Annotated in this window: 26 protein-coding genes and 1 riboswitch; of the genes, 14 read left to right on the top strand and 12 right to left on the bottom strand. The window is 59.8% G+C overall.

Annotated elements, in window-relative coordinates:
* The first annotated feature begins 124 nt into the window (after positions 1 to 124).
* A complete protein-coding gene (locus PH558_RS08000) occupies positions 125 to 985 on the top strand; it encodes an urea carboxylase-associated family protein (RefSeq protein WP_285203249.1) in 861 nt (286 codons plus the stop codon).
* Positions 986 to 1086: 101 nt separating this feature from the next.
* Here the strand turns inward: PH558_RS08000 and PH558_RS08005 are convergent, their stop codons facing one another.
* The 7 genes from PH558_RS08005 to PH558_RS08035 form a co-directional block, all read right to left on the bottom strand.
* A complete protein-coding gene (locus tag PH558_RS08005) occupies positions 1087 to 1431 on the bottom strand; it encodes a hypothetical protein (RefSeq protein WP_095436811.1) in 345 nt (114 codons plus the stop codon).
* 162 nt (positions 1432 to 1593) lie between these two features.
* On the bottom strand, positions 1594 to 2205 hold the full coding sequence (locus PH558_RS08010) for a thiamine phosphate synthase (RefSeq protein ID WP_285203251.1): 612 nt from the start codon (positions 2203 to 2205) through the stop codon (positions 1594 to 1596).
* Positions 2202 to 2975, bottom strand: a complete 774-nt coding sequence (locus tag PH558_RS08015; protein ID WP_285203252.1) for a thiazole synthase — start codon at positions 2973 to 2975, stop codon at positions 2202 to 2204. Before PH558_RS08015 ends, PH558_RS08010 begins: the two co-directional genes overlap by 4 nt.
* Before the next feature lie 2 nt (positions 2976 to 2977).
* Positions 2978 to 3175, bottom strand: coding sequence for a sulfur carrier protein ThiS (gene thiS, locus PH558_RS08020; protein ID WP_095436808.1), 198 nt, complete (start codon positions 3173 to 3175; stop codon positions 2978 to 2980).
* Positions 3166 to 4143, bottom strand: a complete 978-nt coding sequence (gene thiO / locus PH558_RS08025) for a glycine oxidase ThiO (RefSeq protein ID WP_285203256.1) — start codon at positions 4141 to 4143, stop codon at positions 3166 to 3168. Before thiO ends, thiS begins: the two co-directional genes overlap by 10 nt.
* A gap of 1 nt (position 4144) precedes the next feature.
* Positions 4145 to 5971 carry a phosphomethylpyrimidine synthase ThiC gene (thiC, locus tag PH558_RS08030; protein WP_285203257.1) on the bottom strand — a complete coding sequence of 609 codons (1827 nt, stop codon included), beginning with the start codon at positions 5969 to 5971 and terminating at the stop codon, positions 4145 to 4147.
* Between the two features lie 93 nt (positions 5972 to 6064).
* Positions 6065 to 6197, bottom strand: a riboswitch (TPP riboswitch).
* A 131-nt stretch (positions 6198 to 6328) separates the two neighbouring features.
* Positions 6329 to 7072 (bottom strand): hypothetical protein, encoded by a 744-nt coding sequence (locus PH558_RS08035; protein ID WP_095436806.1) that lies wholly within the window; start codon positions 7070 to 7072, stop codon positions 6329 to 6331.
* Between the two features lie 604 nt (positions 7073 to 7676).
* On the opposite strand from PH558_RS08035, the gene PH558_RS08040 reads away from it, so the two are divergent.
* Positions 7677 to 8768 carry a porin gene (locus PH558_RS08040; RefSeq protein WP_069614542.1) on the top strand — a complete coding sequence of 364 codons (1092 nt, stop codon included), beginning with the start codon at positions 7677 to 7679 and terminating at the stop codon, positions 8766 to 8768.
* Positions 8769 to 9003: 235 nt separating this feature from the next.
* On the opposite strand, the gene PH558_RS08045 is transcribed toward PH558_RS08040, so the two are convergent.
* Positions 9004 to 9645, bottom strand: coding sequence for a TetR family transcriptional regulator (locus PH558_RS08045; RefSeq protein WP_095436805.1), 642 nt, complete (start codon positions 9643 to 9645; stop codon positions 9004 to 9006).
* 452 nt (positions 9646 to 10097) lie between these two features.
* Between PH558_RS08045 and PH558_RS08050 the strand changes: the two genes are divergently transcribed.
* The 6 genes from PH558_RS08050 (at position 10098) to PH558_RS08075 (ending at position 15581) form a co-directional block, all read left to right on the top strand.
* The gene (locus tag PH558_RS08050; protein WP_285203261.1) at positions 10098 to 10931 is read left to right on the top strand and encodes an EF-hand domain-containing protein; all 834 of its coding nucleotides are present in this window, start codon (positions 10098 to 10100) and stop codon (positions 10929 to 10931) included.
* A gap of 355 nt (positions 10932 to 11286) precedes the next feature.
* On the top strand, positions 11287 to 11859 hold the full coding sequence (locus PH558_RS08055) for an RNA polymerase sigma factor (RefSeq protein WP_285203262.1): 573 nt from the start codon (positions 11287 to 11289) through the stop codon (positions 11857 to 11859).
* Positions 11852 to 12304 (top strand): hypothetical protein, encoded by a 453-nt coding sequence (locus tag PH558_RS08060; protein ID WP_285203268.1) that lies wholly within the window; start codon positions 11852 to 11854, stop codon positions 12302 to 12304. Before PH558_RS08055 ends, PH558_RS08060 begins: the two co-directional genes overlap by 8 nt.
* Positions 12301 to 12750: a periplasmic heavy metal sensor gene (locus PH558_RS08065; protein WP_113407626.1), complete on the top strand. Its 450-nt coding sequence runs from the start codon at positions 12301 to 12303 to the stop codon at positions 12748 to 12750. The genes PH558_RS08060 and PH558_RS08065 overlap by 4 nt, the downstream gene beginning before the upstream one ends.
* A gap of 75 nt (positions 12751 to 12825) precedes the next feature.
* Positions 12826 to 14358: a DUF1800 domain-containing protein gene (locus PH558_RS08070; protein ID WP_285203271.1), complete on the top strand. Its 1533-nt coding sequence runs from the start codon at positions 12826 to 12828 to the stop codon at positions 14356 to 14358.
* Positions 14359 to 14360: 2 nt separating this feature from the next.
* Positions 14361 to 15581, top strand: coding sequence for a DUF1501 domain-containing protein (locus PH558_RS08075; RefSeq protein ID WP_285203274.1), 1221 nt, complete (start codon positions 14361 to 14363; stop codon positions 15579 to 15581).
* Between the two features lie 48 nt (positions 15582 to 15629).
* Here the strand turns inward: PH558_RS08075 and PH558_RS08080 are convergent, their stop codons facing one another.
* The gene (locus PH558_RS08080) at positions 15630 to 16811 is read right to left on the bottom strand and encodes an MFS transporter (RefSeq protein ID WP_285203276.1); all 1182 of its coding nucleotides are present in this window, start codon (positions 16809 to 16811) and stop codon (positions 15630 to 15632) included.
* 189 nt (positions 16812 to 17000) lie between these two features.
* On the opposite strand from PH558_RS08080, the gene PH558_RS08085 reads away from it, so the two are divergent.
* Positions 17001 to 17714, top strand: coding sequence for a FadR/GntR family transcriptional regulator (locus tag PH558_RS08085; RefSeq protein WP_285203278.1), 714 nt, complete (start codon positions 17001 to 17003; stop codon positions 17712 to 17714).
* On the opposite strand, the gene aspA is transcribed toward PH558_RS08085, so the two are convergent.
* Positions 17686 to 19113, bottom strand: coding sequence for an aspartate ammonia-lyase (gene aspA, locus PH558_RS08090; RefSeq protein WP_285203279.1), 1428 nt, complete (start codon positions 19111 to 19113; stop codon positions 17686 to 17688). The genes PH558_RS08085 and aspA overlap by 29 nt on opposite strands.
* A gap of 272 nt (positions 19114 to 19385) precedes the next feature.
* On the opposite strand from aspA, the gene PH558_RS08095 reads away from it, so the two are divergent.
* The 4 genes from PH558_RS08095 (at position 19386) to PH558_RS08110 (ending at position 22571) form a co-directional block, all read left to right on the top strand.
* Complete coding sequence (locus PH558_RS08095; RefSeq protein ID WP_285203280.1) at positions 19386 to 20837, top strand: amino acid permease; 1452 nt, start codon at positions 19386 to 19388, stop codon at positions 20835 to 20837.
* Positions 20834 to 21793, top strand: coding sequence for an asparaginase domain-containing protein (locus PH558_RS08100; protein WP_285203281.1), 960 nt, complete (start codon positions 20834 to 20836; stop codon positions 21791 to 21793). The genes PH558_RS08095 and PH558_RS08100 overlap by 4 nt, the downstream gene beginning before the upstream one ends.
* Positions 21794 to 21900: 107 nt before the next feature.
* Positions 21901 to 22170 carry an antitoxin gene (locus tag PH558_RS08105; RefSeq protein ID WP_285203285.1) on the top strand — a complete coding sequence of 90 codons (270 nt, stop codon included), beginning with the start codon at positions 21901 to 21903 and terminating at the stop codon, positions 22168 to 22170.
* Positions 22167 to 22571, top strand: coding sequence for a type II toxin-antitoxin system VapC family toxin (locus PH558_RS08110; protein WP_285203286.1), 405 nt, complete (start codon positions 22167 to 22169; stop codon positions 22569 to 22571). Before PH558_RS08105 ends, PH558_RS08110 begins: the two co-directional genes overlap by 4 nt.
* A 59-nt stretch (positions 22572 to 22630) precedes the next feature.
* Here the strand turns inward: PH558_RS08110 and PH558_RS08115 are convergent, their stop codons facing one another.
* The gene (locus tag PH558_RS08115; RefSeq protein ID WP_095436792.1) at positions 22631 to 22876 is read right to left on the bottom strand and encodes an SMc00767 family acetate metabolism repressor; all 246 of its coding nucleotides are present in this window, start codon (positions 22874 to 22876) and stop codon (positions 22631 to 22633) included.
* Positions 22877 to 22902: 26 nt separating this feature from the next.
* Positions 22903 to 24192 (bottom strand): isocitrate lyase, encoded by a 1290-nt coding sequence (aceA, locus tag PH558_RS08120; RefSeq protein ID WP_285203288.1) that lies wholly within the window; start codon positions 24190 to 24192, stop codon positions 22903 to 22905.
* A 206-nt stretch (positions 24193 to 24398) separates the two neighbouring features.
* On the opposite strand from aceA, the gene PH558_RS08125 reads away from it, so the two are divergent.
* On the top strand, positions 24399 to 25811 hold the full coding sequence (locus PH558_RS08125) for a helix-turn-helix domain-containing protein (RefSeq protein WP_285203289.1): 1413 nt from the start codon (positions 24399 to 24401) through the stop codon (positions 25809 to 25811).
* Positions 25812 to 25886: the final 75 nt, after the last annotated feature.

Below are 25886 nucleotides of genomic sequence, written 5' to 3' on the forward strand. Positions count from 1 at the left end.
CATCAGGCTAAGTAAGGCTTAGCCAAAGCGCAAGCGCGATCACCGTTGCACAAGGAGCTGGTATCCTTACAGTGCAGCCAAAATGAATGTCTTCTTGTCAGATCGGTGAGGAATGAAAGCCGCCATGAACAATATTTTCGATATGCCAGCACCCGCCGATGCCGAGGAGCGGCGCGGCAAGCCCCCCGTTGTCGTCTATCCGAACGGGACGCTGCCGCCGGCCGACATGGATGTACTGCGGGCAGCAAGGCAAACTATGACCAAGATTGCCGAAATCCTTGTGCCTCCGCGCGAAGGCGGCAGTTTTCGCGTGCCGAAGGGACATTTCTTTCGGATCGTCAGCGTGGAGGGGGCGCAGGTCGGCGATCTCAATCTGTGGAATGCCGCCGATCTTTCCGAGCGTTTCTTCAGCGGCAAGACGCGGGCGTTGCATGCCACCCATGTCGGTCTCGGCGATCGGCTGTGGAGCACGTTGCCCTATCTGCGCCCCATGGCGACGATCACTCATGATACGCTTGGCTGGTATGGCTGGGACGCGGACGGGGCAGGCGTTCATGACGTCATCGGCACGCGCTGCGATCCCTATACGAACCGGCTGCTGAAGGGCGACGACTATCACCATTGCTGCCATTCGAACCTGTCGCGCGCGCTCGCCAAGGAAATGAATATCCCCGTCCTGGAGGCGGAGTTCCACATTCACGACGTGCTGAATGTCTTCATGTGCACGGGCTTTACGCGCGACACGCGCCAATATTTCATGAAGGCAAGCCCGGTGCGGCCGGGCGATTTCATCGAGTTCTTCGCGGAGATCGATCTTCTCGGCGCGCTTTCAGCCTGCCCCGGCGGCGACTGTGGCAGCGAGCATTCGAGCGATACGGTGCCCTGTTATCCGTTGCTGGTCGAAATCTGGCGGCCCGAGCCTGAAAGCCTCGTCGGGCGAATATTCCCGGAGCGCAATGCCTATCCGAGGACGCACGGCCTATAATTCGCCAGCCTCATATAGTTTTGCCGGCGGTCTTGGCCGCCGGCAAATCAAAATCGTCCCTGAAACGATGCATCCATTTAGGCAAATGCATCGTCTATCGCTTAGTTACAAACGCGAATGCGCTCGTAATGCCAGCCATAGTCATACTCGTTCTGGACGCGGCGGTCCTCGTACCAGCATCTCGGCGGCGGTGGGGCGACTTCGTAAACCGGGCCTCTATTGGCAAGGGCGCCGCCGACGATCAGTCCGCCGAGGAGACCGGCAGCAACACCGCCGGCGATCGCGCCGCCATTGCCATGGTGGTGATGGCGACGCCAATCATCATGGCCGCGCCAGTCGCCGCGATGGCCATCGTAATACTGCGCCTGTGCGCTGCTGACGGGCGCCAATGCGCCGCCTACGACCGTAGCGGCCAGCAAGACCGTAAGAATTGTCTTCTTTATCATGACTACCTCCAAAGCAGCCTTTGTGCTCAGCGAATACGCGAGCCAATCTGATTAACGTCTTCAGCATGAATATGTTCAGCTGAATATTCTATGAATGGCCCGTTCATCGGCCAACAGCGACTGAAAGTAACCCCTCGTACGGGGCTCTGGGGCGCGAACTTGTCAATTTGGAGGCAGCCGCCGCGTCGCCTTCACCCATTCGAGTGTTCGCGAATCGGGGTCAGGATTGCGGGTGATATCTGTCACGACCGCGGCGATATCGGCGCCGTGCTCGAATACGCCCGCAAGGCGCTCGACCGTCAGGCCGCCGATTGCGACAAGCGGCCGATCGCCGATGCGAGCCTTCCATTCGCCGATCCGCTCAAGGCCCTGGGGCGCCCAGGGCATGATCTTGAGCACGGTCGGATAGATCGGCCCCAGGGCTATATAGTCGGGTTCGGCAGCAAGCGCCGTCTCCAACTCCGCCTCATCATGTGTCGAAAGCCCCAGCTTCAATCCGGCATCCCCTATGGCGGATAGATCGGCGGAAGCGAGATCTTCCTGGCCGAGATGGATGAAATCGCAACCCTCCTCGATCGCCAGCTGCCAATGGTCGTTGACGATCAATTGGCATCCATGCGCGGCGCAAATTGCCTTCGATTCGCGAATTTCAGCACGTACGTCGGAGGTTGGGCGATCCTTGACGCGCAATTGCACCAGCTTGACGCCGAGCGGCACCAGGCGCCTGATCCAGGCCGCACTGTCGACGATCAGGTAGAATGGGTCGAGCTTCATGAGAACACCGCCTTGCCGATGACCGGTGTCGATGGCACGGCCATGTCGCGCGGCTCCAGCATGCCGGCGCCAAATGCCTGTCTGCCGGCATCGATTGCCTTGGCGAAGGCTTCCGCCATCGCTGTCGGGTCGCCGGCGCCGGCAACGGCCGTGTTCAGGAGCACGGCATCGAAGCCTAGCTCCATGACGGTCGCCGCATGCGAAGGCCGGCCGATGCCGGCGTCCACGATCAGCGGCACCTGGGGAAAATGTGCCCGCATCGAGCGCAGAGCGGAGAGATTGAGCGGGCCTGCCGCCGTCCCGATCGGTGCGCACCAGGGCATCAGCACCTTGCATCCGGTTTCCAGCAGCCGCTCGGCGACGATGAGATCGTCCGTCGTATAGGGAAAGACCTCGAAACCATCGTCGGCGAGAATTCTTGCCGCTTCCACCAGCGCGAAGACATCGGGCTGCAATGTATCGTGGTTGCCGATCACCTCGAGCTTGACCCAGTTGGTCCGAAACACTTCGCGCGCCATTTTCGCGGTCAGGACCGCCTCGGATACGCCATGGCAGCCGGCGGTATTGGGAAGGACGCGAACGCCGAGTTCGCGAATCATCTCGAAGAATGCACCGCCATTGCGCCCTCCTGCGGTTTCCCTGCGCAGCGACACGGTGACGATCTCTGTTTGCGAACGTTTGACGGCTTCTGCCAGCACAGACGGGGAGGGGTAGCGTGCCGTGCCGAGAAGAAGGCGTGATGTGATTTGGGTTCCGTAGAGTTCAAGCATGGTCAGCCTCCCTGCATTGGTGTCAGGATTTCAATCCTGTCATCGTCGGTTAGGATGTGGTCGCCGCGCTCATCGCTATGGACGAGCTCGCCGTTGACGGCGGTTGCCAGCCACTCGCCCTCATATTCGAGCGCCGTGAGAAGCTGCGAAAGCGTAGTTGCTTCGACAATCTGCGCTTCGCCATTGATGATCAGGCGCATTGGCGGCTCCTTTCGTTGTGTCCGGAAAAGACGAGATTGGCGGCTTTCTCGGCCATCGCCGGCGCCAGCAGGAAGCCGTGACGATAAAAGCCATTGACGAAGACGGTCTCTCTCTCGCGTGTTACGCGGGGAAGATTATCAGGAAAGGCAGGTCGGATGCCGGCGTCTGTTTCGATTACGGCGGCTTCCGCAAAGGCCGGGTGCAGCGCATAGGCTGCATTCAGGAGCTCCATCAGCGAACGGGCGCTGATCGGCCCTTTGAAATCGGTCTCGATCATCGTCGCGCCGACCATGAACAGGCCGTTGCCGCGCGGCACGATATAGACGGGAAAACGCGGATGCAGCAGGCGGACGGCGCGCGAAAGCGAGACCTCGTCGCTTTGCAGATAGAGCATTTCGCCGCGCACGCCGCGCAAATCGCGGATGCGGCCAATGCTGGCAGCCCCCGTGCAGTCGACGATGTCAGAGAAGCTATCGTCATCCAGGGGCCCGTCGACAAAGGTGACGCCTTTTGCAGATAGATCGTCCTTCAATGATTGCAGGATCTCGCGCGGATCGAGATGTGCTTCCTGCGGAAAGACCAGACCCTGGCGGAACCGGCCGGCAAGCGAAGGCTCAAGGGCGGCGATGTCGTCTTCGTCCAGCCAGCGGTAATCCGTCGTGCGGCTGGCGAATCGCTTCAGCTCGTTTTGATCGCGGTTCGGCGCGACGACGAGCGTTCCGTTGCGGACGACCTTGCCCGGCAGAATCGCTTCCCATCGATCGGCGGAATCGCGGCCGAGTGTCAGCACAGCTTCATCGGCACTTTCACGTTCGCACCATGGCGCCAACATGCCGCCGGCAAGCCAGGAGGCGGCGCGCTGAAAATCCCGGCTTGGATCTGAGATCGTCACCTCTGCTCCGCGCCGGATCAGCTCGTGAGCGACCGTGAGGCCGGCAACGCCGGCCCCTTTGACGAGGATGTGCATGTCATTCGGCCGGCTGGGCAGGGGCTTCGACCGGCATATAGAGATCGCCGCCCTCCCGATATTTCGCCGCCATGGCTTCGAGCCCTTCCTTCTGTGCTTCGGCGCGGATGTCATGCGAGATCCGCATGGAGCAGAATTTCGGCCCGCACATCGAGCAGAAATGCGCAACCTTGTGGGCTTCCTTCGGCAAGGTTTCGTCATGGAAGCTGCGAGCGGTATCCGGATCGAGCGACAGGTTGAACTGATCCTCCCAGCGGAACTCGAACCTCGCGCGTGACAATGCGTCGTCGCGAACCTGCGCGGCCGGATGCCCCTTGGCGAGGTCGGCCGCATGAGCGGCGATCTTGTAGGTGATGACGCCGGTCTTGACGTCGTTGCGATCGGGCAGACCCAGATGCTCCTTCGGAGTGACGTAACACAGCATCGCCGTGCCGAACCAGCCGATCATGGCAGCGCCGATCCCGGAAGTGATGTGATCGTAGCCCGGGGCGATATCCGTCGTCAGCGGCCCAAGCGTGTAGAAGGGCGCCTCGCCGCAGACGGCGAGCTGCTTGTCCATGTTCTCCTTGATCTTGTGCATCGGAACATGGCCGGGGCCTTCGATCATCACCTGGCAGTCTTTAGCCCAGGCGATCTTCGTCAACTCGCCAAGCGTCTCGAGTTCGGCAAATTGCGCGGCGTCGTTGGCATCGGCAATCGAGCCTGGTCGCAGGCCGTCTCCGAGCGAGAAGGAGACGTCATAGGCGCGGCATATGTCGCAGATTTCCTCGAAATGCTCGTAGAGGAAGCTCTCCCTGTGGTGATGCAGACACCACTTGGCCATGATCGAGCCGCCGCGCGAGACAATGCCGGTGACGCGGTTGACGGTGAGCGGGATGTAGTGCAGCCGCACACCGGCATGGATGGTGAAGTAGTCGACGCCCTGTTCGGCTTGCTCGATCAGCGTATCGCGATAGATTTCCCAGGTCAGTTCCTCGGCAATGCCGCCGACCTTTTCCAGCGCCTGATAGAGGGGCACGGTGCCGATCGGCAGTGGCGAATTGCGGATGATCCATTCGCGAATGTTGTGGATGTTGCGGCCGGTCGAAAGATCCATGACGGTATCGGCACCCCAACGGGCGGCCCAGATCATCTTCTCAACTTCCTCCGCCATCGAGGAGGTGACCGCGGAATTGCCGATATTGGCGTTGATCTTTACCAGGAAGTTCCGGCCGATGATCATCGGCTCGCTTTCCGGGTGATTGATGTTGGCCGGAATGATCGCGCGGCCGGCTGCGACTTCCCGGCGGACGAATTCAGGCGTGACGTGATCGGGAATATGCGCGCCGAAGCTTTCGCCGTCACGGACCAGCGCTTCGGCCTTGGCCTTGCGGCCGAGGTTCTCGCGGATGGCGATGAATTCCATTTCCGGCGTGATGATGCCGGCGCGCGCATAGGCGAGTTGGGTGACTGCCTTGCCATCCTTGGCGCGCAGCGGCTGGCGCTTGGCCGGAAATTCCGGTGTCAGCCGTTCACCTGTGACGAAGCCGTTGTCTTCGGGACGCACATGGCGGCCCTCATAGGCCTCGACATCGCCGCGGGCGAGCACCCAGTCGCGGCGCAACTGCGGCAGGCCCTCTTCGATGCGGATATCCGCGCCTTCGACGGTATAGGGGCCGGACGAATCGTAGACGATAACTGGCGGCTCGCCCGATGTCGGATGGACGCTGATTTCGCGCATCGGCACGCGGATATCGGCATGGATATCCCCGGTGACATGGATTTTTCGAGAGGCCGGCAGCGGGCCGGTGGTGACGGTCGGAGTGAGGTTCTTTGCGGCAATATTCATGGTGTGAGGCTCCAAGTTGCAGTTGGAGACCCAGTCAATCAGCCGGAATGATGAAAAGACGCCCGGCATGGAATCCAGGCGGGAATCCGAAGCCATCGAGCGCTTGCACCGTCCCTACGCCAGTATGAACTGGATCAGGTTCAACGGGTCACTGCGCCCACAATCGGCAAAGCCGTATTGTTCAGCAGTATCTCAGCCCCTTGCCGGGACCCCCCTGGTGAATGTCAAAAAGGCTATGCCTTACTCTTGTCCTCTGTCAACCCCGCAGCGACGGTCGCATTTTTCGGGAGATTGATCATTGCTGCGCCGTCGAATTACAACTTTATCGCGCAGATCATCGCGCGGGCTTGCCGCGCCCTAGTAACGTGGTGTCGTATTGCCGACGAAGCGATGGGGACCGGTATGAGACAGTTTGCTCGCGGTATCGAGCCAGATCTTGCCGCCGAGGGCGCGCCAGCGGTGACAGAAGGCGAAGTCCTCGCTGAGATAGATCCCCGTTCCCTCCTCGACCATGCATTCGAACAGGGCGTATTGGGTGCTGGGCGAGCGTTTGGTGCTGGGATAGGCATGGATTGCGTTGTAGCGCAGCTCTGGATAGGCCGCGATCATTCTTTCTATGACGTTGCGCTTGATCAGAAGCATGCCGGTGCCTGCATAGATGGCGCTGACGAAATCGCCATCACGCTCTGCAACCTGGCCGACAAGTGGGGTTCCGACATAGTGAAGTGCGGCTGCCGCAAGTGTTTCGCCGTCTGCTGAATTGATGCGGGCCGCCGTCTCCCAATCGTAATCCTTGATCGGATACATGGCGGCGACCACATCCTTATCGGCTTCCAGAAGCCTCATGACCTGATCAGGCTCGAAGCTGATGTCCGCGTCGATGAAGAGCATATGGGTGGCCGTCGTATCGTTCAGGAAGGACGAGACAAGCGTGTTTCGGCTGCGGGTAATCAGGGCGTCATTGCCGAGCAGAGCCAGCGTCAGCTGTATGCCTGCCTGCGCTCCCGTCTGCATCAGCGAGAAAATGGATTGCATGTAGTCCTTGGTAACGAGGCCGCCGAAGCAGGGGGTCGCTATGAAGATCAGCCGGTTCTCATTCATTCGCGATTTTCCCTCTTCGATGGCGCGAGTCGGCGGAATCTAGGAAAATTCAATATTTCTGTGTGTAGCGAATTATTGAATTTTATTGCTGATCTTTGCTCAAGCCGACGGTCATTGTGCCGCGGAATTCCCCATGGCCATATCACGACCAGATTGAGCCGCCACGGCGTCATCGACTGTCGATATCGCGCTGGCCCCGGATGCGGTGACGGCCCTGACTGACAGGCGTTCTTGTGAACAGGGATATCCTTGCGATCCCTGCCGGGTGCCGCCATGGCCTGCTGTCGCGAGTTGCATTTAAGCAACAGAGGCCAAGACTAACGCCCCAGCGCCCTTCATATAATTGACAAACATACGGGCTGTTTGTAAATCCAATACAGGACATAAGTTGTCTTACGGTCGAGCAATCGGCCGGATCGGTAGAGGCATTTCAAAACCTTTTACCGCGGGGGTAATCATGAAGGTTCGAGGGGACTCAAGCCAACATTAGGTGCGTATTTGCCGGGCTGCCCGGTCGTGTTTAGACCAAACCGATCCCCAGGGTAGTGTTCCAGTTCTGCGCTCGCGGTAAAATAGAAATGCATAATACAACCAGGAGTTTAAAATGAACATCAAGAGCCTTCTTCTCGGCTCCGCTGCTGCTCTGGCAGCAGTATCCGGTGCCCACGCAGCAGACGCGATTGTCGCCGCTGAGCCGGAGCCGCTGGAATACGTTCGCATCTGCGACGCATACGGTGCTGGCTACTTCTTCATTCCGGGCACGGAAACCTGCCTCAAGATCGGCGGCCGCGTCCGTACCGAAGGCGAATGGTACGATGCCTACAACCCGAACAGCAAGAACGGTACGCTCTGGCATACCCGCGCCGAGCTGAGCGTCGATACCGCGACCGATACCGAGTACGGCCCGCTGAAGACCAACACGGTCATCCGTTGGGACTGGAACGACGGCAACTCGACCTCCACCAAGCTGCTGTTCGCCAACATCAGCCTCGGCGGCTTCCTCGTCGGTAAGGCCGACTCGCAGTATAACTACTACATCGGTTACGCCGGCGACGTCATCAACGACGACGTGATCTATGACGGCCCGTACGAACTCAACCAGTTGACCTACACCTACGATGCCGGCAATGGCTTCACGGCTGTCGTCTCGGTTGAAGACTCGAACTCCAGCGGCTCCGACGCCTCCTACGGCTCAAGCTGGTGGTCTGACGACAAGGGCAACCACTACGCTCCTGACGTCGTTGCCGGTGCTGGCTTCAAGTCCGGTGCATGGGGCTTCAAGGTCGTCGGCGGTTACGACTCGATCGTCGAAGAAGGCGCCATCAAGGCTCGTGTCGATGCCGACTTCGGTACCTTCTCGGCCTTCTTGATGGGCGGCTGGAACACGGACGGCGACAAGCTGAACAAGTACGCAGGCACCAACCTCGATCGTTCGGCTTGCCCTGTTAACGATGAATCGAAGTGCGGCTGGGGTGACTGGGCTGTCTGGGGCGGCGTTGGCGTTCCGATCAACGAAAAGCTGAAGTGGAACCTCCAGCTCGCCTACACCGACTCCAAGATCTTTGCCGCAACCACCAACGTCAAGTGGAACCCGGTCAAGAACCTGCTCATCGAGCCGGAAGTCTCCTACACCAACTTCGATTCTGTGAACCAGGATCAGTGGGCTGGTATCCTGCGCTTCGAGCGTAGCTTCTAATATTGAATTACCCGGCTTAGCGCCGGGTATGAGAAGCCTGACGTTCCAATCCGTCAGGCTTCTTCTATCGATCGGTTGACCTCCGATCAAAGCAAAGGATCTGGCTTTCCCTCCGGATCCTTTTTTATTTCCAGCTTTTGGCAACCGATTCAGCGCTCAGCAGAAGCTTAAAGCCGCTATCGTTGGTTCTCTTCACTTCCGAAGGGAAAACCGCTGTAAGCTTTTTCCGATACCGTCACATCGCGGTAATCGCCAGCTCCTGCGTCTGTGCCAGCGGGAACCAGGTCTTCAGCACCATCCTTATGAACATCTGTCCACACGGGACCAGTTCGAAACTGCCCCGGTCGAGCGTCCATTCGGTGATCAGGCCGCCGATGACTGCTGTCAGAGCGGAAGCGGCCGTATCCGGCGTCCAGGGAGCCGGAAGCTTCGTCTTTTCGTCCATCAGGGTGAAAATGCGTTCGAAATTTTCATGCATGTCATGCCGGAACGAGCTCGCCCGGCTTGTCGTCCCGTCGCAAAATGCCATGTCGAGATGCATCATCACCTTCAACATGCTGCGCTTGCGCGGATCGCTGTGAATGTCGTCGAATATCGCAGCTATCGTATCGGCGATGAGATCAAGCGGATTGGGCGGCAGTTCTTTCGACATCCGCTCCGCCAGATCCTTGAACGGCTGCTGGGCCTCGTCGCGAATCGCAAACATCAGACCTTGCTTGTTCTTGAAATGCCAGTGCACTGCCCCCCGCGTGACACCGGCGACTACGGCTATCTCTTCCAGGCTCACATTCTCGTAGCCCTTGTCGAGAAACAGAGCTTTTGCGGATTGCAAAATCTCGCTCCTCGTTTCCGCCGCCTCCTCCTTAGTTCGCCTCATTCACCTCTCCACAGAAACCGATGTTCAAGCTGTGCCCCTCTTCTTCGTATTCTTTTCCATCAATGCCGCTCAGTGCTGGAGCCCATATACCAGCAATGCCTCAACAGAGTGGCGGAATTTATATATTCCCTAAAAATCGAGGAAGGAAATCGCAACAGGATGTTTTCGTCAAGCGTCTATAAGCCACGCGCAAGTTTCCTTGTGCAATTTCCCCACGTTGGGAAGTGAAAATCGAAATGTGCAGATGCCGATATAGCCATGATGGCGACATACATATTGCTGGGGTGATCCCGGATACGCCTGCTCTGGAAAAGATGCATCGGTCAAGTTGGGGCGCAAGATGCGTTTGATCGGCGGCGTTCGCAAGTCCATCCGTACATGTCGATTGTGTTCAAGTCGCGTACGCATAAGCCATCCGAGTTCCTCTCAACGCTCGTATCTGGAGGCCCCCAATGACGAGCATCTACTCGATCTCATCGAGCAATTATTATCAATACCAGACCTCGCGCTCGACAGCATCGACGGCTGACGATTCTATCGCCTCCCTGCTGTCCGACAGCTCCTCCGGCAATTCGTCGGGCAGTTCTTCCGGCACGAGTTCCTCTTCGTCTTCGGACGATCAGTCTCAGATCGCTTCGGCAGAACAGCTCGTCGCGCAGCTGATGAACATGATTCTCAATCTGCAGGCCGGCATCGGCAGCGATAGTTCGACATCGGACTCCGACAGCAGCTCCACCAGTTCGGCGTCAAGTAGTCAGCAGACTTCCGCAACCGGCAGCCAGGATGGCAGCCAAAGCGATATGATCAGCGCTATGGACACCGATGGCGACAGCAATATCAGCGAAGCGGAATTCGTGGCCGCACGTCCGTCCGACGTCAGCGAAACCCAGGCGCAGCAATTGTTCCAGAGCTTCGACACCGACAATACCGGATCTCTCACTGAGGCGCAGCTTGCAAAAGCCATACAGGCAGGCCATCACGGCCGTCCCGCACCGGGTGAAGGGCAGATGAGCGAGGACGATCTCTCAGCCGCATTTTCCTCCATGGACACGGACGGCGACGGCAGCGTCAGCGAATCCGAATTCGTGGCCGCCCGTCCTTCCGATGTAAGCGAAGACCAGGCAACATCGCTGTTCAAGAGCCTCGACACGTCCGGCTCCGGATACTTGACGCAGAGCCAGTTCGAGCAGGCCATGAAGGCGCAGCAACCGCAGATGCCGGATTTCGGAAGCTTCTATGCGAACAATGAACAGGATCTGACGACGAGCGACCTGCTGACGCTCTGATCGAGTCTGAGCTTTCGCATTCCACCATGCGAAGTGCCGGCAAGCCCGGGTAGGGAAGGTTGAAACTCCCGCCTCCGGGTGAGCCGGCTCTTTTGTTTCTGCTCAACAGAGGGCCTTTGGGCTCGAAAAGAAAATTCGAAAACCGTCGACATGAAAGCGACGGAATTCGGCAGATGCGGCGTTCAATCCTTGTGAGCCTGTGTTTGATGTCGAAGGATGATACGCTGACCGAGATGCTGCGATCTAAGTGGCGCCGCTTGCCGAAGTTGACGGCGAGGCGGGATTTGCCGGCCGCAAGCCCAAGGCCCATGTGCCATGCCGGTATCGCAGGAAACTGGAGCGGTAGCGATTGTCGATGAAGTGGGATCGCGCGCCCAAGAGTGGCGACCCGGATGAGGACCTGCTCGGTCGCATCGCTGCGGGCGACGTCCCGGCCATGCGTATGATGATAACACGGCAGTTGCCGCGTATCGTTGCCGTGGCAACCCGCATGCTCGGCGATGCGGCCGAGGCCGAGGACGTGGCGCAGGAAACATTCCTGCGCGTCTGGCGGAATGCCGGCGGCTGGCGCCAGGGCAATGCCCGCTTCAGCACCTGGGTGCATCGCGTAGCGACCAACCTTTGTCATGATCGCCTGCGGCGTCGCAAGGACGTTCTTGCCGAGCATCCACCCGATGTCGAGTATGAAGGGCCGGCGCCGGATGCGGGCTTAATGAGTGAGGACGATCCGTCCAGACGCGTGGAACGGGCCATGCAGATGATCGCACCCAGGCAGCGCGAAGCGATCATTCTGGTTTACTATCAGGCGCTGTCGAATGCCGAGGCAGCTGAGATCATGGACGTCAGCGTCGACGCACTGGAAAGCCTGCTTGCGCGTGGAAGGCGCTCCTTGCAGGCGCTTTTGTTGAAGGATGAGGGCGATGGTTGAGAAGATCGCGGATCCAATGAATGCCGAGCGGTTCGAGGCGCTCACCGCGGCCTATGGCGGCGATATCCGCCGATGGCCGCAGGCTGAGCGCGCGGCCGCACGGGATTTTGCCAAGAGTCATGCCGCCGCCGAAACGCTTGCGCGCGCGGCCGATCTGGATGCGTTGCTCGACACCTACGTCGTGAAGCCTCGCCACGCCGGCCTTGAAGAGCGAATTCTCGCAAAGCTCGTTCGCCGCCTGACGATAAGAAACTGGTTTCGCTTCGGCTCGGCCGGCATCGGCCTCGTGGGGGTTGGCATAGCCGGGGCGCTTGCCGGCAGCATCGCCATCGCCGTCTTGGCCCCGAGCTTCACGGCCGATGCCTCAGTCGTCTCCGAAGGAACCGCGACCATGTTCGGCGATATAGGGCCGGATGCGGGTGCAGCACAGCAGGACAGCCAATGACGGAACGCAGCTTTCGAATAGTGGTCATTTTTCTTTTGGTGCTGAATACGTTTCTGGTCGGAGCATTGGCCGGCGGTGGGCTGACTTGGATACGCAAGACGCAGGCTCGGGCCGGAATGATGCCGCTCGCCGGCGAGCAATTGCCTTCGGCGCAGAAGAAGGCTCTACGCGCCGCGCTCAACGAAGCCCGCAAGGACGAACGTCAGATCATTCTCGAGGCACAACAGGCCAAGGTCGACGCCGCGTCCATTCTTGGGCAGCCGACTTTGGATAAGGAGGCGCTCTCGGCCGCGCTGGCGAGGGCGCGCGATGCCGATATCGCCTTGAGGGCGAAGCTGGAGCAGCGTGCCGTCGATTTTGCGGCAGGGCTTTCCTACGATGAGCGTCGGGTGCTGGCGGAAAGCCTGGTCCGCCGCAGCATGCCTAAAGCCGCTGCCACAAAATGATCATACTTCCCAAGCGACGGATCGAAACCAGGTCTGCGTTGAAGGAGCATGTTTGATGCAGGAGTTGGCAAGGCCATGGCCCAACAGTCCAATGATGTTTATGCCGCGCTCGCGCTTTCCCGCTTTGGGCTAGGAGCGGACCACAACGGCACCACGTCGATCGCAACGGATCCGCGCGGTGCGTTGCTGGAAGAAATCACCGAACGCTTCGTCCCGGTTCCGGTCGGGCCGCAGCTGCAATCGACGGCCGATCTTCTCGTTTCTCTCTATGCATTCCAGGAACAGCGCAAGGAGGCCAGACAGCAGGCCGCAGCCGCTGTCGCCGCCGTGCCGCAGGACAAGCAGATGCAAGGCCCGCAGCCGCCGCAGAAGCCGCCGCTACAGCCTCCCGGCGCCACGGCAGGGCAGCCGAACAATAAGGCCGAGCCGAATAACCAGGCCATGGCGGCTATCATCGGCAAGGCAGTCGAGAAGCTGGAAAAGCCCGCAATGCCCTACCTGCCGCAGCAGGTCTTGCTGGCCGAAGTGGACGCCCGCTTCAACGGCACCATCCGGCAGCCATTGATCGGCTTTGGCGAGCGGCTTGCCATGTTCTGGGCAAACCATTTCGCCGTGGCCGTGTCGAAGAGCGAAGAGGTGCATATGGTTGCCGGCGCCTTCGAGCGCGAGGCGATCCGGCCCCATGTCTTCGGGCGTTTCGCCGACATGCTGCTTGCTGTCGAGACCCACCCCGCTATGCTCGGTTATCTCGACAACCAGCAATCGATCGGACCGAACTCCAAAGCCAATGCCAACAAGAAACGTGGTCTCAATGAAAACCTTGCCCGGGAAACGTTGGAGCTCCACACCCTCGGCGTGAACGGCGGCTACACACAGACCGACGTGACGACGCTTGCCAAGATTATCACCGGCTGGACGGTGGCACGCAACGAAGGCAAGCTTGGGACGCCCGGCACCTTCGTCTTCAATGCCGGTGCCCACGAACCCGGCGACCAGACCCTGATCGGCCTCACCTACGCCGACAATGGCGTGGGGCAGGGGCGCGAAGCGTTGCGCGATCTCGCCCGCCATCCGGCAACAGCACAGCATATCGCCACCAAGCTCGTCCGGCATTTCGTCGCCGATACGCCGCCGCCGGGACTTGTGCAAACCGTTGCGGCGACCTTCAGCAAGACGGATGGCGATCTCTCCGCCGTCTATCGGGCGCTCGTAAGCTCCGAAGACGCATGGAATCCGACACTGTCGAAGGTTCGCTCGCCGTTGGAATTCATGACCGCGCTCTTGCGGGCAAGCGGCGAGACACCGAAGCCGAATTTCATCCTCGGCGCCTTGACAGCGATGGGCCAGCCCTTCTGGGCGCCGGCCGGTCCCAATGGTTTTGCCGATACCGTCGATGTCTGGGCCTCCAGCGAGAGCCTTAGTATGCGCATGGATGTCGCCAATATGATCGCCAATGCTGTGCCGCCTCAGGTCGATCCCCGCAGTTTCGTGTCCGACAGTCTCGGGCCACTTCTTTCGAGCGAAACGCTGCAGGCAGTAGCGCGTGCGGAAACCCGCAAGCAGGGCCTGATGATCGCTTATCTTTCTCCCGAATTTCAAAGGCGCTGACCATGACCTGCGAACTCATGACCCCCACCCGTCGTGCCGTGCTTGGCGCTTCTGGCGCCTTGTTTGCCTGGGCCTTCATCCCGCGCTTCGCTCACGCAGCCGGCGGACGCGACCCGCGCTTCATCGCCATCATCCTGCGCGGGGCGCTCGATGGTCTGACAGCTGTCCCGCCCGTTGGTGACCCCGACTATCAAGCCTTGCGACAGTCGATCGCCATGACGACGAGCGGCCCCGGGGCGGCGTTGCCGCTCGACAGCTTCTTTGCGCTGCATCCATCGATGCCGAATTTCAACAGGCTCTATCGGGCAGGGCAGGCGGCCGTCGTGCATGCCAGTGCGACGCCCTATCGCGACCGATCCCATTTCGATGGTCAGGATGTGCTGGAGTCCGGTTACGAAATGCCTGGCCGAGTCGAATCCGGATGGCTGAACCGGATGCTCGAGGGACTGCCGAAGGGCGACAAGGTTTCACCAGGCGCTTCGGAGATCCGAGGCCTCTCGGTCGGTGCCAATGCACCGCTCGTCATTCGCGGCAAGGCGCCGGTACTCGGCTGGTCGCCATCGACCCTTCAGCCTGTGAGCGATGATCTGCCACCGCGGCTGATGGATCTCTATAACCATACCGACCCGCTCTTTGCGAAAATCCTCGCTGAAGGCATTTCGACCGGTAAGATCGCCGCCGGCCTCGATGTCGAGGCCAAGGGAGGCCCTGGCGACCCTACCGGCATGGAACAGATGGCCAGAGGCGCCGCGCGCCTGTTGGCTCAAGACGACGGTCCTCGCGTTGCGGCACTGGCCTTCGAAGGATGGGATACCCATGCCGGAGAGGTCGATCGGCTGAACAAGCTGCTCGTCGGGCTCGACAATTCCTTTGCCGCCTTCCAGCGGGAGCTTGGTCCGGCCTGGAAGGATACCGCCATTCTTGTCGCAACCGAATTCGGCCGCACGGCGCAGATTAATGGCACCCAGGGCACCGACCACGGCACCGGAACAGCCGCCTTTCTCGCCGGTGGCGCAATCAAGGGCGGCCGAGTGATTGCCGATTGGCCCGGTCTCAAGCAGGCGCAATTGCGTGATGGCCGTGATCTTGCCGCCACGACGGATCTGCGCGCTGTGGTCAAGGGGATCGCGGTTGATTTGCTTGGTGCATCGCCGACCCTATTGACGCGCGATGTCTTCCCGGGTTCCGATCATGTCCTGCCGATGAAAGGGCTGATCGCCTGACTCATGTGCCGGCGGCCGGTGTTAAGGGCCGCCGCCTTCCAATAGAAATTACGTAAGAGCCGCATTGGGAGGAACTGCGCCGCTGCGCCTTTCGCGCGCCGCGGAGAGGATGGCAACCACGCAGGCCAGGGCAAGCGTGATCGCGCCGAGCACCGGCAAACTGCGATAGCCATATCCACTCTCGAGCAGCGCCGCACCGACGCTTGCTGCGATCGCAATCCCTATATTGAACCCGGACGGAATGAGTGAGGAAGCAAGGCCTGGTGCATCGGCGGTCCACATCAGGATGCGAGCCTGGATGGGGGTGCCGATCGCAAAATTAAGCGCGCCCCAAACGAAGATCGCCACACTCATCGGTACGGGGTAGGGGCTGACAAGGTAAAGGACGACGAGTATCGCGGACTGGATGGCAAGCATCGCGATAAGCGACGGCATCAGCTTCCAGTCCGACAGCCTGCCACCGATCACAACCCCCAATGTCGCTCCGACCCCATTGAGCAGAAGAACCCAGGGAATAAGCATGGCATCCAGGCCCGTCACTTCGCGCAGGAGCGGCGTTATGTAGGTGAAGGGCACCATCTGCCCGATCATTAGAGCGAGCATCATGATGAGGGAGGTCCAGACTTGCTGGCGACCGAGAACGCGCACTTCACTGCTCAAATGGCCAGATTGCTGAGATTCTGCCTTCGTCTGCGGGATCAAGGACGATATGGCGACCAATGCGAGGACACCGACCAGGGTCATCGCCCAAAACGTTGTCCGCCATCCCCACAATCCACCGATTGCCGCGCCCAGAGGAACGCCGACAATATTGGAGACCGTCAGGCCTGCAAGGATCACGGAGATCGCGCGTCCTCGAAACGCTTGCGGCACGAGGCCGACGGCAACCACCATGGCGATGCCGAAATAGGCGCCGTGGGCGACGGCGGTCGCAACACGGAAGAGGAGCATGGCGGCGAAATCAGGTGCGAGCGCGCAGGCGATCTGGCCCATGCAAAAGGCGATCGTCAGAGCGATCAGAATGGTTCGGCGGGAAATCTGTCGTGTCGCCATGGTCAGAAGTGGCCCGCCGAGTGCAATCCCCAGCGCATAGCCGGAAACCAGATAGCCGGCAAAGGGGATCGAGACTCCTAGGCCCTCAGCGACATCTGGAAGAATGCCCGCGATGACAAACTCGGTCGTGCCGAAAGCAAACGCGGCCAGAAACAAGGCGAAGAGGGGTAAGGGCACGTCCAGCTCCGATATAAAGGAATAAGGATTTCTTTATATCGCCATGAAGGAGACATCAAGCAGGAGTTGCCGTCGATGACATTCTCCACATAACGCCAGTTCCTTCGGATGGCTTTGAGCCAGGCGGACGCGCACCAATTCGTGACCCGATCCTTGACAAGCGAAAAATGTTTGTGAAGTTTGGCTATCATGAGTGAGGTGGCTGATTGGTTATCTTATACAAGTCCGATCAGTCGGAAAAATGCTGCCGAAGCAGTGTTTGAGGATATTCGTTCGGCGATAACATCGGGACGGTTGGCGGTCGGGACACGGCTGCCCGCCGAGTCGCATCTTGCGACGCGTTACGGTGTCAGCCGTCCAATCATCCGCGAAGCGCTCCGCTCGCTTCAGACGCTCGGCCTCACCCAGACGCGCACCGGCAGTGGTACCTACGTTCTGACCTCCACTCCCGGTCCGGAGCTCCGTTACGGCGGTTATTCCGCCCGCGACTTGATCGAGGCGCGTCCGTTCATCGAAGTCCCGGCCGCAGGCTGGGCGGCGCTACGGCGCACGGAGCAGCAGCTGGCGCGCCTGCTTGAACTTTGTGATGAGATGGACCGGGAAGAAGACCCCTTGACGTGGGTAACTCTGGACTCGGGATTCCATTCCATGATTGCCGAATCCTCTGGAAATGCCGTCTTTTCCAAGATTGTTTCCGACGCCCGCGACGCACTGATGCGTCAATCGGAGCTGGTCAACATGATGGCGCAGCGTCGCGTGGCCTCGAATGTCGAACACCGCCGCATCGTCGAGGCGATCGCGGCGGCGTCGGAGGAGGAGGCCATCGCGGCGATGGAAGCCCATCTCGGTCAGGTCAAGCGCGTGGTGACCACGATTATTGGCGAGGGGCAACAGCCTCATTGAGAGCGACCGGTAGGTTGGCGAGCCGTTCCGGCCGCAGGGCCTCGAAGAGCTGCTCGGCGGTCAGATATCCATGATCCAGCACGATTTCCGGCACTGTGCGCCCAGTTGCCAGCGCCTCGCGAGCAACCTTGGTCGCCGCCTGGTAGCCGATCAATGGATTGAGTGCTGTCGCAAGGCCGATCGATTCTTGCAGGCGCTGTGCCATCAGAGCCGGATTGGCGGTAATGCCATCGACGCAGCGTTCGGCAAGGATATGGCAGGCGGCGGTCAGATGCATGATGCTTTCCGACAGCGCGCGCACGATGATCGGTTCGAAGGCATTGAGCTGCAGCTGGCCCGCTTCCGCCGCCATCGTCACGGTGATGTCGTTGCCGATGACGGAGAATGCCACTTGGTTGACCATTTCAGGGATCACAGGATTGACCTTGCCGGGCATGATGCTCGAACCGGCCTGCATCGCCGGCAGCGTGATCTCGCCGATGCCGGCGCGAGGACCGGAAGAGAGCAGGCGCAAGTCATTACAGGTCTTTGACAGCTTGACCGCAACGCGCTTCAGCACGCCGGAAAGATGGACAAAGGCGCCAGGATCCTGAGTTGCTTCGATGAGGTCGCTTGCCGTGACCAGGGGACGGCCCGTCAGCCGGGCGAGGTGGGCGCAGGCAAGGGCGGCATAGCCGACAGGCGCATTGAGGCCGGTGCCGATGGCAGTGGCGCCGAGATTGACCTCATGCAGCAGGGCGGCCGATTCGATCAGGCGAGATCGATCTTCCCCGAGCATGACGGCAAAGGTCCTGAATTCCTGGCCGAGCGTCATCGGCACGGCATCCTGTAGCTGCGTGCGGCCGATCTTTAGAATGCCGTCGAATTCCTTGGCCTTGCGCTCGAAAGCCTCCTGCAGCGTTTCCATTGCGACTGCCAGACCGTCGATCGCTTCGATCAGCGCGACATTGACGGCCGTCGGATAGGCGTCGTTGGTCGACTGGCTGAGATTGACGTGATCATTCGGATGAAGGTGAGCATAGTCGCCTTTGGCATGGCCCAACAATTCGAGCGCGCGGTTGGCGATGACCTCATTGGCGTTCATATTGGTGGAGGTGCCGGCACCGCCTTGAATCACGTCGACGACGAACTGGTCGTGAAGCTCGCCGGCACGGATTTCGCGGCAGGCGCGCACGATTGCATCGAGCTTATCCTCGCTCAGCAGCCCCAACTCGTGATTGGCAAGAGCCGCTGCCTCTTTGACGAAGGCCAAGCCTCGAATGAGATGCGCATAGCGGCCGATCGGTGTTCCCGTGACCTGGAAATTCTCTACGGCTCTTGCCGTGTGTACCCCCCAATAAACCTCGGCGGGAATATCCTTCTCGCCCAGCAGGTCATACTCGCTTCGCGCCTTGACCACATTATCCTCCTACGTGGAAATCAAGCTAAATCTGTCAAGCTGTATGACAGATTTAGAGATCTGTTATCTGCTCGCTCGTGCGACGTCAATAAGCGCCGCTTGGCTTGACCTGCCGTTATTTCTATGTCTAAGAGGAAATCTGTCATACAGCATTACAGCATGACCGGCGATCGTTAGGCTCGATCGACGGCCAGATTAAGGCAACGGCATCCGGTCGGGTGCGAAATCAGCGCCCGGATCCGCCCATGGACAAACGGCTCGAGGGAGGAGCAATGTCAGTCGAACCTATTCAGAATATTCCGGCGGACCGCCGGCCGCCAGTCAATGAGGATCTTGGTTATCACAAGGCCTTGAAGCCGCGGCAGATCCAGATGATCGCCATTGGCGGCGCGATCGGCACTGGTCTTTTCCTTGGCGCCGGCGGGCGTCTTGCCGCAGCCGGTCCGGCTCTCATCTTCGTCTATGCTCTGTGCGGTTTCTTTGCCTTTCTCGTGCTGCGCGCGCTTGGCGAACTGATCATGCACCGCCCGAGTTCCGGCTCCTTCGTTTCTTATGCCCGTGAATTCTACGGTGAGAAGATGGCCTTTGCCGTCGGCTGGATGTACTGGCTGAACTGGGCCATGACCTCGGTTGCCGATGTGACGGCCGTCGCTCTCTATATGAATTTCTTCAAGCACTACGTTCCCTGGCTTGCCGGCATCGACCAGTGGGTTTTCGCGCTGATCGCGCTGCTGGTCGTGCTGGCCATGAACCTCCTGTCGGTGAAGGTCTTCGGCGAACTCGAATTCTGGTTCAGTTTGGTGAAGGTTCTGGCGCTGGTCAGCTTCCTCGTCATCGGCATCTATTTCGTCGCCTCCGGTACGCCGATTGCCGGTCATTCGGCAGGCTTCAGCATCATCACCGATAGCGGTGGCTTCTTCCCCAATGGCATCTTGCCGGCCTTCGTCATCATACAAGGTGTGGTCTTTGCCTATGCGTCGATCGAGCTGATCGGCACGACCGCCGGCGAAACCGAAGATCCGCGCAAGGTCATGCCCGGCGCGATCCGCACGGTAGTCGCCCGCCTGCTGATTTTCTACGTCGGTTCGGTCCTGCTTCTGTCGCTGCTTCTGCCCTATACGGCCTACAAGGCAGGCGAGAGCCCGTTCGTCACCTTCTTCGGGACTATCGGTATTCAAGGCGCCGATATCATCATGAACCTCGTCGTGCTGACGGCCGTGCTGTCGTCGCTCAATGCCGGCCTCTATTCCACTGGCCGTATTCTGCATTCGATGGCGGTTTCGGGCTCGGCACCGGCAGCGCTAGCCAAGATGAACAAGGCAGGCGTGCCCTATGTCGGCATTGCCGTGACGGCTGTTGTGACCGTCATCGGCGTGGCGCTGAACGCCGTCGTTCCGTCGGCCGCTTTCGAGATTGCACTCAATATCTCGGCGCTCGGCATCATTTCGGCTTGGGGTGTGATCGTATTGTGCCAGTTGAAGCTCTGGAAGCTCTCCAAACGTGGCGAGATGGCCCGTCCGGATTTCCGCATGTTCGGCGCGCCCTATACCGGTATCCTGACGCTCGTCTTCCTCTTTGCGGTGCTGGTGCTGATGGCGCTCGACTATCCGGTCGGAACCTGGACGATTGCATCCCTCGTCCTGATTGCACCGGCTCTGGTCATCGGCTGGTATCTGCTGCGTGACCGCATCTATCGGCTCGCAGCAGAGCGGGGTCAAGCGTGACGGGCGGAAAGGCCAATCCGCTGGTGGCGGTCATTGCCACCGGCGGCACCATCGCAAGCGAACGCACCGATAGCGGCGCCAGCATACCCTCACTGACGGGTGAGAGCCTGCTGGCGCTACTTCCTGACATGCCTGTCGATCTCAGACCCATCGAGCTGATGGCAAAGGATTCGGCGAGCCTGACGCTCGCCGACATGCAGGAGATCAGCGACAAGGTCGGTGAATTGCTTGCCGATGACGCCATCAACGGGATCGTCATTCTGCATGGTACTGACGCGATGGAAGAGACGGCGCTGCTCGTTCATCTGCAGCACGGCCTGAATAAACCGACCGTGTTCACGGGCGCGCAATTCACCGCGGATCATCCCATGGCTGACGGGCCCGCCAATCTCGCCGCCGCTGTTGCCGCTGCCAGCGATCCGGACAATGCAGGCCGCGGCGTGCTCGTCTGTTTCGGCGGCCGTCTGCTGCCGGCCTGGGGGCTTTATAAGCATTCTTCGGATATCGCTGACGCCTTCCGTCAATCACGGCCGCTCGAAAATCCGCCAAGTTCGAGGCTTGTGGCGGCGCTCGATAACGTGCGGATTGATGTCGTCGCAATCTACCCTGGCTGTGACTCGGTGCACGTGGATGCAAGCCTGAGGACCGATGCCCACGGCATCGTTCTGGCTGCCCTCGGTTCCGGCAACGCCAATCCGCGTCTGGTCGAAGCCGTCAGGCGCTGTGCCGATGTCGGCGTACCCGTCGTGGTTTCCAGCCGCGTACCGGATGGATTGCTCGTTTCCAGCTATGGCGGCGGCGGTGGCGGGCATGACCTTGCTGCGGCCGGGGCAATCCATTCCTCGACGCTACGCCCGGGGCAGGCGAGAATTTTGCTGGCAGCCCTGGTTGCCTCTGGAGCCACTGCGGACGTCGTCAAGCAGGCATTCTCCGATTTCGCAGACATAAAGTCCTGAGCAAGGGCTTTCGTGGAAAAGTAATCTTGTATCGTTGGATTCAGCGGGCTTGAAATCAGGTCTGCTATCTTGCATATACAGATGGATATGCAAATAGGGAGGTCAGCGTGCGCCATCTTCGACATAACGAACCTAGTCCGCCACGAGAAGCCAAGCTGTTTCGCAACAACAAGAGTCAGGCCGTACGCATCCCGGCTGACTTTGAACTTCCTGGCGATCGGGTGATGATCCACCGCGATGGAGATCGTCTTATCATCGAGCCGGTGCGCCGCAAGAACTTGCTTGATGTCTTGGCGAGTTTGGAACCACTCGGACCAGAGGATCAGTTTCCCGAGATCGATGATACTCTGCTGCCGGCGAAGGACATCGAGCTTTGAGCAGGCTCTACATGCTGGATACCAATATCGTATCCGAACTTGCGCGAAACCCACAGGGTGCTGTTGCCAGGCGCATCGCCGATGTCGGGCCAGATGCAATTTGTGTCAGCATCGTTACGGCCGCAGAGTTGCGCTATGGCTGCGCTAAAAAGGGATCGCCGAAATTACTGGCACAGATAGAGGCCATCCTGGGAAGCATCCCGGTACTCGCGCTCGATGTTCCTGCCGATGCCGAATACGGCGCCATCAGGGCTGAGCTGGAAGTTGCCGGCAAACCTATCGGTCCAAACGACCTGCTGATTGCTGCCCACGCCCATGCGGTAGAGGCCGTCTTGATAACGGCCAATGTCGGAGAGTTTAAGCGCATCCGCGACCTCCGTGTCGAAAACTGGCTGGATTGAGCGGCGGGCCGCCCGTCGATTGACGGCGCGGCCCGAACATTCGCTGAATACTGTCTTCGTTATGCCGTTTGCGCAGCCTTGGCGACAACGACGGGTATCAAGAGATCGCCCCAATTGCCGTTGCCGCCGTGATGGCGGGCCGAGCGGACGAGCTCGACGGACACGCCGGCCTCGACCGCATTCATGACGGCCTGATTGAGGCGATGCAGCTCGTTGGCCAGCATACGGATGACCGCCTGCTGATCGGCATTCATGGTGAGAGATTGCTCCTCTGCTCTCTCGCGAACGCGTGCTATCGATGCCATGTCATTCTCCTCCTAAGATCCTGAAATCACTCTGCTGCCGGCTTGAACTGGGCATGCTCGGTCGATCCGTGCATGGCCGTCGTGGATGATTGGCCGCCGGTGATCGCCAGCGAGACCGCATCGAAATAGCCGGTGCCCACTTCGCGCTGATGCTTGGTGGCGGTATAGCCATTAGCTTCCGCTGCGAACTCCGCCTGCTGTAGCTCAGAGTAAGCGGCCATCTGGCGGGCTTTGTAACCACGGGCGAGCTCGAACATGCCGAAATTCAGCTGGTGGAAGCCGGCAAGCGTGATGAACTGGAACTTGTAGCCCATGGCGCCCAGCTCGCGCTGGAACTTGGCGATCGTTGCATCATCCAGGTTCTTCTTCCAGTTGAACGAGGGCGAGCAATTGTAAGCCAGCAGCTTGCCGGGATGGACCCGATGCACGCCCTCGGCAAATTTACGCGCTTGCTCCAGATCCGGCTTGGAGGTCTCGCACCAGATGAGGTCGCAATGTGGCGCATAGGCGACGGCACGGGCGATGCAGGGCTCGATGCCGTTCCTGACCTGATAAAAGCCTTCGACCGTCCGTCCGGCGTCGTAGTCAACGAAAGGCTGGTCGCGCTCATCGATGTCCGAGGTCAGAAGCTTGGCGGCCTCGGCATCGGTACGCGCAACCACTAGGGTCGGCACGCCCATGACGTCGGCGGCAAGCCGCGCCGCGTTGAGATTGCGGATATGGGCTGCAGTCGGAATGAGCACCTTGCCGCCGAGATGGCCGCATTTCTTCTCCGATGCCAGCTGATCCTCGAAATGGACGCCCGCAGCCCCCGCTTCGATATAGGCCTTCATGATCTCGAAGGCGTTCAGCGGACCACCGAAGCCCGCTTCGGCATCGGCGACGATCGGCGCAAACCAGGTGTCGACGGAAAGACCCTTTCCTTCCGCGGTCTCGATCTGGTCGGCCCTTTGCAGCGTGCGGTTGATGCGCTTGGCCAGCTCCGGGCCCGCATTCGCAGGATAGAGCGATTGGTCGGGGTACATGGCCGAGGCCGTATTCGCGTCGGCGGCAACCTGCCATCCTGAGAGATAGATCGCCTTCAGGCCGGCGCGAACCATCTGCATGGCCTGATTGCCCGAAAGCGCGCCGAGCGCATTGACGAAATCCTCCTCGTGGATGAGCTGCCAGAGGCGATTCGCACCCATCTCGGCCAGTGAATGGCGGATGCTGACCGACCCGCGCAACCGCTCCACATCCTCGGCCTTGTAGGGACGCTCGATACCATCGAAACGCCCAGTGGGTGCGCTGGGAACCAATTTGTAAAAGTCTGTCATGCAAATCTCCCGATATTTCCTCTCGATCCTCCGATCGATCTCGATTGCATGACTATTTTTACAATACTTACACAGCAAGCGCGAGAAAAAGCGGAGAATCGCCTTAGATAAAAGGGTTAGGATGTGCTATCGTTGACAGCAATGTTCAGTTAAGTTGTAAATCTTGTAAATATCGACCTTCAGAGGATTTGTAAAAGGTATGACACATGGTTGAGCGCAAGATCTTTGCCGGGCCGAGGGTTCGGCGCATCCGTATGGGCCTCGGTCTGACGCAGACGACGATGGCGCAGGCGCTCGATATCTCGCCATCCTATCTCAACCTCATCGAGCGCAATCAGCGGCCACTGACCGTGCAGCTGCTATTGAAGCTATCGGCAGTCTACAAGGTCGATCTCGACGAATTGCAGGGCGAGCAGGGCGGCAGCGCAGGGCAATTGCGTGAAATCTTTGCCGATCCATTGCTGGCAGGCGAGATCCCTGGCGATCAGGAGTTGATCGAGCTCGCCGAAGCTGCACCGAATGCTGCAAACGGCATGATCCGGCTTTATCGCGCCTATCGCGAACAGGCGGCAAGGTTGTCCGATCTCGCCGAGCTTCTGGGCCGCGAGGGCCGCGTTGCCGAGGTTGCCGGACCACGCCTGCCGCTCGATGAGGTTCACGATCGCCTGCAGTCGCGTCCGAATTTCTTTGCCCGCATCGAAGATGCCGCCGAAGCCTTCAATGATCGCCTTTCTGCCGGCGACGATCTGGCGGGTGCATTGAAAGCATGGCTGAAGGCCGAGCATGGTATAGCAGTGCGTCTGTTGCCGGTGCGCGCCATGCCCGGCTTGCGTCGGCGCTACGATCGGCATTCGATGCGGCTTTTCCTGTCGGAGCGTCTTTCGCCCTTCGATCAGATCCGGGAGATTGCAACAGAAGTCTCTCTTTTGGCCCTTCGCGAGGAGATCGCCGCCGAACTCAACGCTCTTGCGCTCTCGACTCCTGAGGCTAATCGCATCGCCCGTTTCGAGCTGGCGCGCTACACTTCCCACGCACTTTTGATGCCATATGGCGCCTATCTCTCGGCAGCGCAGCGACTGCATTATGATATCGAAGCACTCGGCGCTCGCTTCGGCGTCTCCTATGAGCAGGCAGCCACGCGGCTGAGCAGCCTGCAGCGTCCAGGCGCATCCGGCATTCCGTTTTTCCTGATGGAAATCGATAGTGCCGGCCATCGCCTGCGCAAGGCGGGCGCCCAAGGCTTTCCGCAGGCGCGTTTCGGCGGCGCCTGTCCGAAGCTCAATATCCATGCCGCTTTCACCCAGCCTGGCCAGATATTGGTGGACGCTACGCAGATACCTGACGGGACCGGCTTTCTGACCGTATCGCGAACGATCGAGGGGCCTCGGGCCGATTTCGGTGAAAGGGTGCGCCGCACCGCACTTCTGATCGGCTGCGATATCGCCCATCGTGACGAGGTGGTCTATGGCAAAGCGCTGGGTACCAATCAGGTCATGATCGGTCCTGCCTGTCGCCTGTGCGAACGGCAGGGTTGCCTGGCGAGAGCCGAACCGCCGGTCACGCGCCCGCTTGGCCTCGATGAAATGGCGGCTGGTCTAAGTGTGTTCGATTTTCAGTGATTGTATTGATTATCACTGTTCGAAAGAAGGCGGGGTCGTCGAGCCCGGCTCCTCTTTTCTCTGATCTTGCAGCCA

The sequence above is a fragment of the Rhizobium pantanalense genome (assembly GCF_030182525.1).
GTDB lineage: Bacteria > Pseudomonadota > Alphaproteobacteria > Rhizobiales > Rhizobiaceae > Rhizobium.

Excerpts from the sequence above, each read along its gene's own strand:
- thiO (WP_285203256.1), bottom strand. The coding sequence starts at position 4,143 with ATGCACATCCTCGTCAAAGGGGCCGGCGTTGCCGGCCTCACGGTCGCT.
- thiS (WP_095436808.1), bottom strand. The coding sequence starts at position 3,175 with ATGCGCCTGATCATCAATGGCGAAGCGCAGATTGTCGAAGCAACTACG.
- PH558_RS08070 (WP_285203271.1), top strand. The coding sequence starts at position 12,826 with ATGGCCCAACAGTCCAATGATGTTTATGCCGCGCTCGCGCTTTCCCGC.
- PH558_RS08035 (WP_095436806.1), bottom strand. The coding sequence starts at position 7,072 with ATGAATGAGAACCGGCTGATCTTCATAGCGACCCCCTGCTTCGGCGGC.
- PH558_RS08000 (WP_285203249.1), top strand. The coding sequence starts at position 125 with ATGAACAATATTTTCGATATGCCAGCACCCGCCGATGCCGAGGAGCGG.
- PH558_RS08005 (WP_095436811.1), bottom strand. The coding sequence starts at position 1,431 with ATGATAAAGAAGACAATTCTTACGGTCTTGCTGGCCGCTACGGTCGTA.
- PH558_RS08065 (WP_113407626.1), top strand. The coding sequence starts at position 12,301 with ATGACGGAACGCAGCTTTCGAATAGTGGTCATTTTTCTTTTGGTGCTG.
- PH558_RS08125 (WP_285203289.1), top strand. The coding sequence starts at position 24,399 with ATGGTTGAGCGCAAGATCTTTGCCGGGCCGAGGGTTCGGCGCATCCGT.
- PH558_RS08055 (WP_285203262.1), top strand. The coding sequence starts at position 11,287 with ATGAAGTGGGATCGCGCGCCCAAGAGTGGCGACCCGGATGAGGACCTG.
- PH558_RS08010 (WP_285203251.1), bottom strand. The coding sequence starts at position 2,205 with ATGAAGCTCGACCCATTCTACCTGATCGTCGACAGTGCGGCCTGGATC.
- PH558_RS08115 (WP_095436792.1), bottom strand. The coding sequence starts at position 22,876 with ATGGCATCGATAGCACGCGTTCGCGAGAGAGCAGAGGAGCAATCTCTC.
- PH558_RS08085 (WP_285203278.1), top strand. The coding sequence starts at position 17,001 with ATGAGTGAGGTGGCTGATTGGTTATCTTATACAAGTCCGATCAGTCGG.
- PH558_RS08095 (WP_285203280.1), top strand. The coding sequence starts at position 19,386 with ATGTCAGTCGAACCTATTCAGAATATTCCGGCGGACCGCCGGCCGCCA.
- PH558_RS08060 (WP_285203268.1), top strand. The coding sequence starts at position 11,852 with ATGGTTGAGAAGATCGCGGATCCAATGAATGCCGAGCGGTTCGAGGCG.
- thiC (WP_285203257.1), bottom strand. The coding sequence starts at position 5,971 with ATGAATATTGCCGCAAAGAACCTCACTCCGACCGTCACCACCGGCCCG.
- PH558_RS08075 (WP_285203274.1), top strand. The coding sequence starts at position 14,361 with ATGACCTGCGAACTCATGACCCCCACCCGTCGTGCCGTGCTTGGCGCT.
- PH558_RS08045 (WP_095436805.1), bottom strand. The coding sequence starts at position 9,645 with ATGAGGCGAACTAAGGAGGAGGCGGCGGAAACGAGGAGCGAGATTTTG.
- aceA (WP_285203288.1), bottom strand. The coding sequence starts at position 24,192 with ATGACAGACTTTTACAAATTGGTTCCCAGCGCACCCACTGGGCGTTTC.
- PH558_RS08040 (WP_069614542.1), top strand. The coding sequence starts at position 7,677 with ATGAACATCAAGAGCCTTCTTCTCGGCTCCGCTGCTGCTCTGGCAGCA.
- PH558_RS08015 (WP_285203252.1), bottom strand. The coding sequence starts at position 2,975 with ATGCTTGAACTCTACGGAACCCAAATCACATCACGCCTTCTTCTCGGC.
- PH558_RS08050 (WP_285203261.1), top strand. The coding sequence starts at position 10,098 with ATGACGAGCATCTACTCGATCTCATCGAGCAATTATTATCAATACCAG.